The 10,413-nt window shown below is 55.1% G+C and carries 8 protein-coding genes and 1 other annotated feature; all 8 genes read left to right on the top strand.

Features of this window, described 5'->3' with window-relative positions:
• Positions 1–220: 220 nt before the first annotated feature.
• Positions 221–519, top strand: a binding site (T-box leader).
• A gap of 82 nt (positions 520–601) precedes the next feature.
• Complete coding sequence (locus KI367_RS24620) at positions 602–3,268, top strand: valine--tRNA ligase (protein WP_036713004.1); 2,667 nt, start codon at positions 602–604, stop codon at positions 3,266–3,268.
• A 73-nt stretch (positions 3,269–3,341) separates the two neighbouring features.
• Positions 3,342–4,718 carry a bifunctional folylpolyglutamate synthase/dihydrofolate synthase gene (locus KI367_RS24615; protein WP_212952646.1) on the top strand — a complete coding sequence of 459 codons (1,377 nt, stop codon included), beginning with the start codon at positions 3,342–3,344 and terminating at the stop codon, positions 4,716–4,718.
• Positions 4,719–4,722: 4 nt separating this feature from the next.
• A complete protein-coding gene (murC, locus tag KI367_RS24610) occupies positions 4,723–6,090 on the top strand; it encodes a UDP-N-acetylmuramate--L-alanine ligase (RefSeq protein ID WP_212952652.1) in 1,368 nt (455 codons plus the stop codon).
• 191 nt (positions 6,091–6,281) lie between these two features.
• The gene (locus tag KI367_RS24605; protein ID WP_212952644.1) at positions 6,282–7,517 is read left to right on the top strand and encodes an SPOR domain-containing protein; all 1,236 of its coding nucleotides are present in this window, start codon (positions 6,282–6,284) and stop codon (positions 7,515–7,517) included.
• A gap of 168 nt (positions 7,518–7,685) precedes the next feature.
• Positions 7,686–7,928, top strand: a complete 243-nt coding sequence (locus KI367_RS24600; protein WP_036713008.1) for a DUF4321 domain-containing protein — start codon at positions 7,686–7,688, stop codon at positions 7,926–7,928.
• Between the two features lie 27 nt (positions 7,929–7,955).
• Positions 7,956–8,558 carry a Maf family protein gene (locus tag KI367_RS24595; protein WP_036713011.1) on the top strand — a complete coding sequence of 201 codons (603 nt, stop codon included), beginning with the start codon at positions 7,956–7,958 and terminating at the stop codon, positions 8,556–8,558.
• A 41-nt stretch (positions 8,559–8,599) separates the two neighbouring features.
• Positions 8,600–9,289, top strand: coding sequence for a RadC family protein (radC, locus tag KI367_RS24590; protein ID WP_036713012.1), 690 nt, complete (start codon positions 8,600–8,602; stop codon positions 9,287–9,289).
• A 39-nt stretch (positions 9,290–9,328) separates the two neighbouring features.
• Entirely contained in the window at positions 9,329–10,363 is a 1,035-nt protein-coding gene (locus tag KI367_RS24585) for a rod shape-determining protein (protein WP_036713014.1), read from the top strand.
• The last annotated feature ends 50 nt before the right edge of the window (positions 10,364–10,413 follow it).

The raw sequence follows: 10,413 nt of genomic DNA, 5'->3' as shown, positions 1-10,413 counted from the left end.
GTTCACGGAAGCAAAATCCAAACGGGATCAGTCTGCCGTTGTATGTCAACTCCAGCAATGGATTGCGAGTTTGCCCAATTATATCAAGGCTTTGTTCGGAAAATTAAGCTGCGAAAGTTGAGTTAATAATAAACGTTATAACGCGGAATCGACTTTAGGCAACGGCACCGGTTATGTTGACTAAAATCCGCAACCAAGTTATGATGTGTATATATTTTGTTGAAGAACGATGAACGGGAATAGTAGGATGACATGCCCTTCAGAGAGTGGAATTGCTGCGCTGAGAGATTCCGCAGGATGCTGTTTCAACCGAAGTCGCCCGGGAGTTGCCTGCTTGATCCCGTCCGCTTTTTGCGCCGGGTTAGGGCATGGCCGGCTGCAGCCGTTATCTGCATGAAGTGTCGCGTGCATGAAGGCATCCGTCCCCGGAGGACGGCCGCCGGAGAGATCTGGCGTAGAAGGTTGACCATGGCGCGAAACAAAGGTGGTACCGCGAAAGAACAGCCTTTCGTCCTTTGAGGACGGAAGGCTTTTTTGTTTTTCTTGCCAAGGATTGCCAAAATCCCGAAGAAAGCTGATCTTGTGATGGAGGAGTTAGAAAATGACAGAGCAGGACAACAAATTAACGACGGAAATGCCGACGACTTACGATCCGAAGGCTGCCGAGCAAAAATGGTACAAATATTGGATCGACGGCGAATTCTTTAAGGCGGGACAGCGCAAAGACGCAAAGCCTTACACGATCGTAATTCCGCCGCCGAACGTAACCGGCATGCTGCATATCGGGCACGCGCTCGATTTTACGCTGCAGGACATTTTGATCCGCACCAAGCGGATGCAGGGATATGACGCGCTGTGGCTTCCGGGCTCGGACCATGCCGGCATCGCCACCCAGACGAAAGTGGAGCAGAAGCTGCGCGAGGAAGGCGTTAGCCGTTATGACCTGGGCCGGGAGAAGTTCCTGGAAAAGGTATGGGAATGGAAGGAAAAATACGCCGAAACCATTCATGAGCAATGGGCGAAAATGGGCTTTTCCCTCGATTACTCCAGGGAGCGGTTCACGCTGGACGAGGGATTGTCCAAAGCGGTGCGCGAAGTTTTCGTCAAGCTGCATGAAAAAGGGCTCATTTACCGCGGCAAACGCATTATCAACTGGGATCCGGCCGCCCGTACGGCGCTGTCGGACATCGAAGTCGAATACAAAGAGGTTCAAGGACATCTGTATCATCTTGCCTATCCGCTGAAAGACGGCAGCGGGCATATCACGGTCGCGACGACGCGTCCGGAAACGATGCTGGGCGATACCGCCGTCGCGGTTCATCCGAAAGACGAACGTTACAAGGACATGATCGGCAAAATGCTCGTGCTGCCGATCGTGGGCCGCGAAATCCCGGTCATCGCCGACGAGTACGTCGACAAGGAATTCGGAAGCGGGGCCGTTAAAATTACGCCTGCCCACGACCCGAACGACTTCGAGGTCGGCCTGCGCCATAACCTGCCGCAAATTACGGTGATGGACGAGACGGGCACGATGAACGACCAGGCCGGCAAATACGAAGGGCTTGACCGCAGCGAATGCCGGAAGCAAATCGTTCAGGACTTGAAGGAGCAGGGCGTTCTGATCCGGATCGAAGACCATGTCCATCAAGTCGGGCACAGCGAGCGCACCGGCGCCGTCGTAGAGCCGTATTTGTCCACGCAATGGTTCGTCAAAATGCAGCCGCTGGCCGAAGCGGCCATCGAAGCCCAGAAATCGGGCAAAGGCGTTAACTTCGTACCCGAACGTTTCGAAAAAACCTATTTGAACTGGATCGAAAACGTTCGCGACTGGTGCATTTCCCGCCAGCTCTGGTGGGGCCACCGCATTCCGGCTTGGTACTGCGACGACTGCGGCGAAGTTCACGTGGCATATGAAGAGGTCGCTACATGCTCCAAGTGCGGTTCCGCAAACCTCCATCAGGACGAGGACGTGCTTGATACCTGGTTCAGCTCCGGGCTGTGGCCGTTTTCGACGCTGGGCTGGCCGGACCAAACCGACGATTTGAAACGCTACTATCCGACGGACGTATTGGTGACCGGTTACGACATCATTTATTTCTGGGTAGCCCGGATGATCTTTACCGCGCTTGAATTCACCGGCGAAATTCCGTTCAAGGACGTGCTGATGCACGGACTGGTGCGCGATCCGGAAGGCAAAAAGATGTCCAAATCGCTCGGCAACGGCGTCGACCCGCTGGATGTCATCGAGAAGTACGGTGCGGACGCCATGCGCTACATGATTTCGACGGGCAGCACGCCGGGACAGGATCTGCGCTTCCGCTGGGAACGCGTCGAGCAGGCCCGGAACTTCGCCAACAAGATCTGGAACGCTTCGCGTTTCGCGCTTATGAACCTTGAAGGCTTCACGTACGGCGACATCGACATCAGCGGCAACCTGAGCACGGCCGACCGCTGGATTTTGCACCGTCTGAACGAAACTTCCCGGGACATCACGCGTCTAATAGATGCCTATGAATTTGGCGAAACCGGCCGCTTGCTGTATAACTTCATCTGGGATGACCTCTGCGACTGGTATATCGAATTTTCCAAGCTGTCGTTGTATGGGGAGGATGAAGCGGCGAAAAAGACGACGCAATCGGTGCTTGCCTATGTGCTCGACCGTACGCTCCGGATGATTCATCCGTTCATGCCGTTCATCTCCGAGGAAATTTGGCAGCATCTTCCGCATCAGGGCGACACGATCACGCTGGCGGCTTGGCCGGAATATGATCCGGCCCTCGAAAATGCCGATGCGGCCCGCGAAATGTCCCTGCTTATGGACGTGATCCGCGCGGTGCGCAACATTCGTGCCGAAGTGAACGTGCCGATGAGCAAAAAGGTCGAGCTCATGCTGAATGCCGGAGACGACCAGGTGCTGCAAATCGTCCGCCGCAACGAAATTTATGTACAGCGCTTCTGCAACACGTCGAGCTTCACGGCGGGAACCGGGCTTGAAGCGCCGGACAAGGCGATGACCGCCGTCGTCACCGGAGCCGAGCTTTACCTGCCGCTGGCGGGGCTGATCGATATCGATCAGGAAATCGCCCGCCTCGAAAAAGAGCTCAAGCACCTGAACAGCGAAGTGGAGCGCGTTGAAAAGAAACTCGGCAATCCGGGCTTCGTATCCAAAGCGCCAGCCAAAGTCATCGACGAGGAAAAGGCGAAAATGGCGGACTACGCCGAAAAACGGAGCAAGGTATTGGCTCGGATCGAGGAACTGAAGGGTTAAGTTGCTGAAGGAACCTGCCCCCGGGTGCGCCGGCATCCGGGGATCAAATAAATTTCAGAAGGTGAAATGGGAAATGGGAGATCGATTTGAAGGCTTCTCTTCTTTGCGCACTTACGCGGAAGCCGCCGACTGGATTAACGGGCTGATCCCTTTCGGAATACGCCCCGGCATGGCCAGAATTGAAAAAATGATGGAAATGCTGGGCCATCCGCACCGGCGGCTGAAATTCATTCATGTCGCGGGTACGAACGGCAAAGGCTCGACCTGCGCGTTTTTGACCCGGGTGCTTCTGCAAAGCGGCTATACCGTGGGAACATACACTTCCCCTTACATCACCAAGTTCACGAACCGTTTTCAATACAACGGCGAGGATATTCCCGAAGAAACGCTTCTGATGCTTGCGAATCGGCTGTACCCGATCGTTGAGGAAATTGCGGCGACCGAGCTCGGATCTCCGACGATGTTCGAGGTTTCGACGGCGCTTGCGATTTTGTATTACGCCGAGGAATGCGTGCCCGATATCGTCGTATGGGAGACCGGTCTGGGGGGAAGGCTGGATGTAACCAATATCGTATACCCGGTCGTGTCGGTCATCACGAACATCGGTATGGACCATACCGACATTCTTGGCGATACGGTCGAGCAAATCGCTTTTGAAAAAGCGGGGATCATCAAACCGGGCGTACCGGTGGTCAGCTGCGTGCAGCAGCCGGAAGCCATCGAGGTTTTGCGCAAAAAGGCGGAGGAATGCCGCACAACGCTGTATTTGGCCGGGGAAAAATTCACGTTCGAATACACGGGCGACCACGGTTCGCATCAATCCTTCCATTTCAACGGCCCGTTTCGGGAATACGATATTGAAATCGGCATGAAGGGCGAATACCAGATTGCCAATGCGGCCGGGGCGCTGATGGCTCTGGAGGTTTTAAGGCAGTACATGGCTTTTGTCATGGAAGAGGAAGATATGTTGAAAGGGTTCCGGGAAACGGCATGGGCCGGACGCATGGAAGAGATTACTTCCGGCTCCGCGCCGCGCATCGTGCTGGACGGAGCCCACAATCCGGAAGGTGCGGAATCCTTGCGGAAAAGCATCGAGCGGCACTATCCGCATAAACGGTTAAATTTGATGATGGGAATGCTGGCGAATAAGCATCATGAATCCTATTTGAAGCATATACTTCCTATAGTGGATACGCTTATCCTGACCGAGCCGGACTTCCGGAAAAAAATGGACGCTGCTGCGCTGCGCGACATCGCGGAGGGGCTGAAGCATTCCTACGGCAAACCGGATTTGCAGATCATCGTCGAACCGGACTGGAAAAACGCGCTGGAACTACTTAAGTCACGGACAGAAGCGGAGGATTTGGCGGTAGTATCCGGCACGCTTTATTTAATTTCGGATGTGCGGGCCGCTCTGCTGGGTCAAACCGATTCTGAAAAAGGTTGGTGAAAATCTGTTGAATTCTGAACATGTTCATTTTATCGGTATTGGTGGCTACGGGATGAGCGCCATTGCACGGGTTATGCTTGAAATGGGATACAAGATCACGGGTTCGGACGTGGCTTCCCAGGAATTAACGGAAAAATTGGCGGCCAAAGGCGCCAAAATTTATATCGGACATACGGCCGAGCAGGTTCACGGAGCGGATTTGGTCGTATATTCGACGGCTTTGCCGAAAGACAACGTGGAACGCGTCGAAGCGGAACATCTGAACATTCCGATTCTGCACCGGTCGCAAATGCTGGCAAGACTGCTGAACGAACGCAAGGGCGTGGCGGTCGCCGGCGCTCACGGCAAGACGACCACGTCCTCCATGATCGCTTTGGTGATGGAAGAATGCGGCATCGACCCGACGTATATCATCGGCGGGGAAATCATGAACGTCGGTACGAACGCAAAAGCCGGAAAAGGGGATTTTGTCGTCGCCGAAGCGGACGAAAGCGACGGCTCGTTCCTGCAGTATCATCCTTGGCTCGGCATCGTGACCAACATCGAAGCCGACCATCTGGAAAACTATGACGGCGATTTTGAAAAGCTGAAAAAAGCTTACGTTCAATTTCTGAATCAGATCCGCGAAGACGGCACGGCCGTCGTATGCGCGGACGACGATAACATCCAGGCGATCATTCCGGGCATCCGCTGCCAAGTGGCGACGTACGGCATCGACGCCAAGGACGCGGAATACACCGCAACCGATCTGGCGCTCGGAGACCGCCAGGTATCCTTTACGATGAACCATAAGGGCGAACCGCTCGGAACGGTGCAATTGTCGGTGCCGGGCCGCCATAATGTATACAATGCGATGGCAACGGTCATCTCCTGCCTGAAGGCGGGAATTTCGTTTGAGCAAATCGCCGGCGCCATCTCCAAATTCCATGGGGCGAAACGCCGGTTCCAAGTGCTGGGCGAAAAAGACGATATCCTCATTATCGACGACTACGCTCACCATCCAACGGAGATCGAAGCCACGATCAGTGCGGCCAAAGCGACGGGAAAACGGATCATCGCCGTATTCCAGCCGCAGCGCTACAGCCGTACCTTTTTCCTGCTGGATGCGTTTAGCCGCGCGTTCGGCGATGCGGACGAGGTCATCATTACCGATATCTATTCGCCGGCAGGGGAAAAGCAAATCGAGGGGGTACACTCCGCCAAGCTGGTCGAGCTGATCGTGCAAAACAGCAACAGCGGGGCCCGATACCTTCCGACAAAAGAGGATGTGCTGGCCGACCTGAAGCAAAGAATCAAGCCGGGTACCCTCGTGCTTACGATGGGTGCCGGGGACATATGGAAAGTCGGCTACCAGCTGGCCAAGGAGCTGTAGCCCTTCCAGGGCCGCGGCTTACATAGAAACAAAGCGAAGAGGTCTTCCCGGAATGCGCCCAGGCTGCGTACGGGAGGCCTCTTTCTTTTGGGCTTCGATAACTTGCCCGAATTCATGATCCCCAGGCGGCATAAGTCCGGACAATCCGTCATATATTCCTTGTAATAGAGACAAGGGTGAGGTGAATGACCGTGAACAAGGCGAGAATGACATTTCGCTTTAATCAGGACCCGCCGCGAGGACTCGATGCCGGGCAGGAAACGACGAAAAAAGCGGAGCAAACGTTCAAACCGATGCCCGGGAGGGAAGCCGCGCCGGTTCAGGCCGAAAACGGCATGCCTCCGCGGCACGAGCCTATAGAGGACAGGCCCGAAAAAAACTTGCATGTCGTATCGGGACAAATGCAGGGGTGGTCGGATCCTTTTCATAAAGACGAGCCTTGGGATGAAATGATCTCGGGCTGGCCGCGGGAGGACGCAAAAGAGGAGCATCGGCGCGAGAAAACGGATGACGTCGAATTATATGATTCAGGGAGCAGCGGCGATCTTTCGGGAGAATGGCGGAATCTGGCGGACGAAGTCTATCCGGAGCTTGGGAACGTATCTTATCGGCCGAGACGTCCCGGATCGCCATGGAAGGTGATCGGCACGATCACGGGCGCCGTCGTTACCGGCGCATTGTTCGGTTTCGTGATTTTGTCGTTTTTCAAGGACGGCTCGGGCGGTTCGATCGTCCCGGTTAAACCGGGCACGGAAAGCGTTGCGGAAAGTTCCGGCGAACCGGCAAAGGCCGCTCCCGTCGCCGTTTCGGTGCAGGGGCGCTCGTATTACGTTCTCCAGTACGGCCTTTTCAGCACGAAGGAAGGAGCCGATCAGGCCAAAAAGGAACTGGAGCAATACGGGCTTGCGGCGGGCAACGACCCGGATGAGGAGTACCGCGTGTATGCCGGCATCTCGACCGACCGCGAACAGGCCAAGCTGCTCAGCAGCCAGCTTAAAGACAAGGGAATGGACCTGTACGTTAAGGAAATCACGCTGCCGGCGATCAGCGAGCTGAAATTCGCCGGGGATGCGAACACGGCGGGCCGCTATTTCGAAACAAGCTCCGAATTGGCGTCGAAGCTGAGCACGCTGTCGGCTGCGCTGCTCAGCCAAGAAAAAACCGGGGCTTTAAACGCAAGCGAGCAGGCCGCCGTCACGGACATCCACAGCCGCTGGACCGAAGCGATGAAATCGTTCCAGACGGGATTAAGCCGGGAGGATGAGCAGCTGGGGGCCCAAATCGAACAAACGATGAACAGCGCGGTTTCGGCTTTGACGGAATACAACCGGAACGCGAGCAAGGCGCTGCTTTGGGAAATTCAGTCCCGCATGATGCAATACGTCATGCAGCAAAAGGAACTGATTTCCAAACTAGGAAAAGCGTAAAGTTTTTTTCCTAAAGAGAATGCAGTGTCCGACGACCGAAAATTCAAGTAACAGAGCCTATCCGGTATGGAACTGGAAATAGTTCCCCATGCCGGATTTCTGTTTGTATTGACGTACAAATAACCGTATAATAAATTGGGTGTCAAATTATGGCGAGGGAAGAGAAGGATGAAAAAGAACGTAGGTATACTGCTCTTGTTTTTGCTGCTTGGCTGGCTGGCGGGTGCCTGGATCGCAAAGGCCCTGGAACCTGTACAAGCCCTTTCCTTTCTGACTGCTTCAACACCGATCGAGTGGTCACCGCAAGCTAATTTGGACATTATCAGCTACGACATCACCATTAAATTTAAATTGAGCCTGCTGAGTTTGATCGGCATCATTGTCTCCGTGTGGCTGTATCGCAGGCTGTGAACGACAAGAAAAAGGAGATCCTTTCCATTGAAACCGAACCATTCGCGCCGGGTCGTCCTGGCATCCACCTCACCGAGAAGGCAGGAGCTGATCGCTTCTCTACATATTCCATACGAGATCCGTCCGAGCTACGCCGATGAACATACGCCAAGCGACTGGACTCCCCGGCAGATCGTCGAAGGTTTGGCGCTGCGCAAGGCGCAGGCCGTGTACGAAGAGATCGGCGATCCGTCGGAAAATGCCGTCATCGTCGGCAGCGACACGATTGTCGTCCTGGAGGATCAGGTGCTCGGCAAACCTGCGGACGATGCGGACGCTTTTCGAATGTTGAAATCATTGCAGGGCAGAGCCCATCACGTGTATACGGGAGTCGCTTGCATCGATGCGGCCACGGGACAAAGGATGGTCCGCCATCGCATGACGCGGGTCGTCATGAAACCATTGTCGGATGCAACGATCCAAGCTTACGTCCAAAGCGGCGAGCCTCGCGACAAAGCAGGGGCTTACGGCATTCAAGGCCTGGGTTCCACGCTCGTGGAAGGCATCGAAGGCTGTTATTTTACCGTCGTCGGGCTTCCCGTTTCGCTATTAAGCGACATGCTGTCGGAATTTGGAATTGACGTTCTTTGAATAGGGATCAGATTTTGAAGTGAAGGGAAAGTAGGGGAACTATGGAGCCGCATTTGTACATGCTGCGCGACATCCCCCATCAGGAACGACCGAGAGAACGCATGCTGCAGTATGGGGCGAGCGCCGTAAGCAACGCTGAATTGCTTGCCATTTTGCTCAGGACGGGTACGAAGCAGGAGTCTGCCATCCATTTGGCGCAGCGCATTTTGCATCAGGTCGGCAGCATGCGCCGGCTTGTGGACATGAGCGCCGAGGAATTGATGGCCATCAAAGGCATCGGCAGCGCCAAAGCCGTTCAGCTCAAAGCCGGGATCGAGCTTGGGCTCCGCCTGGCCCGCACCCGCATGGACGAACCCGTCGTCATCCGCAGTCCGCGGGATGCCGCGGACGTGCTCATGGAGCAGCTGCGTTATTTGCAAAAAGAACATTTTGTCTGTCTGTTTTTAAATACGAAAAATCATATTATTGCTCAAGAGACGCTTTCAATCGGGAGTTTGAATGCCTCCATCGTCCATCCGCGCGAGGTGTTTCGCGCCGCCATCAAGCGCAGCAGCGCTTCGATCCTGTGCGCGCACAACCATCCGAGCGGAGATCCGGCCCCAAGCCCCGAGGACATCTCGCTGACGTCAAGATTGAAGGAAGCGGGAGAAATCGTAGGGATTGAAGTACTGGACCATCTCATTATCGGCGACGGGGAATTCGTCAGTTTGAAGGAGCAAGGCTTGATGTAATATAATAGTTGAGATTGACGAAGAAAGGGAGATTACAGCATGTTAGGGAGCTTCACGAAAGATTTGGGAATTGATTTGGGGACGGCGAATACGCTTGTCTATGTCCGTGGAAAAGGTATTGTCGTAAGGGAGCCGTCGGTTGTTGCAATCCGTACGGATACGAAAAGCATCGAAGCGGTCGGCGAGTCCGCGAAAAAAATGATCGGGCGCACGCCGGGCAACATCCGTGCCATCCGTCCGATGAAAGACGGCGTCATCGCCGATTTCGACACGACGGCGACCATGATTAAATATTTCATCCGTCAAGCTCAAAAACAGCGCTCGATGTTCCAGCGCCATCCGAACGTGATGGTTTGCGTGCCGTCCGGCATTACGGCCGTCGAACAGCGCGCGGTCGAAGATGCGACGAAGCAGGCCGGAGCCCGCGAGGCCTACACGATCGAAGAACCGTTTGCGGCGGCGATCGGCGCCGATCTTCCGGTCTGGGAACCGACCGGCAGCATGGTCGTCGATATCGGCGGCGGCACGACCGAAGTGGCCGTCATCTCGCTCGGCGGCATCGTGACGAGCCGTTCCGTGCGCGTGGCCGGCGACGAAATGGATGAATCGATCATCCAGTACATTAAACGCCAGTACAATTTGATGATCGGCGAAAGAACGTCCGAACAGCTTAAAATGGAAATCGGCTCCGCCCTGCCTCTGGAGCAGGTAGAGACGAGCGAAATCCGCGGCCGCGACCTGGTGACCGGCTTGCCGAAGACGATCACGATTACGTCCGACGAAATCAGTGAAGCTCTCTCCGATACGGTCAACGCGATCGTGGAAGCCGTGAAGGTGACTTTGGAGAAATGCCCGCCGGAGCTGGCAGCGGACATTATGGACCGCGGCATCGTGCTTACGGGAGGCGGGGCGCTGCTGCGCAACCTGGACAAGCTGCTTGCGGAAGAAACCGGCATGCCTGTCATCGTTGCCGAAAATCCGCTCGACTGCGTCGCCATCGGCACGGGCAAAGCGCTTGAAAACATTCATTTGTTCAAATCCCGCAGCAGCTCGGCCGTGCGTTCGAAGCGCTAAGCCGGAAATTGTGGGTCAACCCCTGATATTGGGAGAGAAATCAGTAGAGT

Source organism: Paenibacillus cookii, from assembly GCF_018333375.1.
GTDB lineage: Bacteria > Bacillota > Bacilli > Paenibacillales > Paenibacillaceae > Paenibacillus_AQ > Paenibacillus_AQ cookii.
Note: the sequence above shows the minus strand (reverse complement) of the source record. Positions and strands in the feature narration are given on the sequence as shown.